Annotated in this window: 1 protein-coding gene; it reads left to right on the forward strand. The window is 36.0% G+C overall.

Going from position 1 to position 650, the window contains the following annotated elements; genetic code table 11:
- Window positions 1-188 precede the first annotated feature (188 nt).
- Window positions 189-650: hypothetical protein (locus DW938_RS14565; protein ID WP_147342417.1), on the forward strand; the 462-nt coding region annotated here is incomplete at its 3' end.

The raw sequence follows: 650 nt of genomic DNA on the forward strand, positions 1-650 counted from the left end.
TATTGCCTTGTATTATAAGAAATCAAAGGAGCAACAAAATGAAGCTGCATTTAAAAATAACAAGTACGATTTTATGCCTGTCGCTGTTATTCTTGTCATCTTGTGCAGAGACACCTGAAAGTGTTAAGAAAGGATCAAAAAATGAAAACACTGCGACTCAGGGATATGCTCTCACTTCGCTGGATGAAATGAGTAAAAAGAAATCGGAGTATATAGATGAACTTAAAAAGCTTGAATGTGACAATATGAATTTCAGTGATATCCTTGATATAGATATTCCGCAGAAGATAAAAACAGGAGATTTTATATGTCCTACAGGTTTTGAGGATAATTACAAGGAAATATTCACACATTATGATGAAGATTTCAATGAAGCAAATATTACGAATGACGATACTACTTACCCAACAGGTCCGAGCTATGAGGATAAAGAAAAGGGTCTGCAATTGTCGATCGGATGTACCGGTTTTTTTTCGTATCAAAAGGTTTTTGATGTGCAAAAATATTACAATGAATCCGAATTCGTCAAGGCGTTTCCATACTCCGAAGCTGTGGAAAGCTCAGAAAAATATAAGCTTGTTGGCAGTGAAGGAGAGCTATCTGTGCCTGAGGCTGTAAAGTTAGCACAGGATTTTGCTGATGATTTTACA

The sequence above is a fragment of the Ruminococcus sp. AM43-6 genome (assembly GCF_003461785.1).
GTDB classification, from domain to species: Bacteria; Bacillota; Clostridia; order Oscillospirales; family Ruminococcaceae; genus Hominimerdicola; species Hominimerdicola aceti.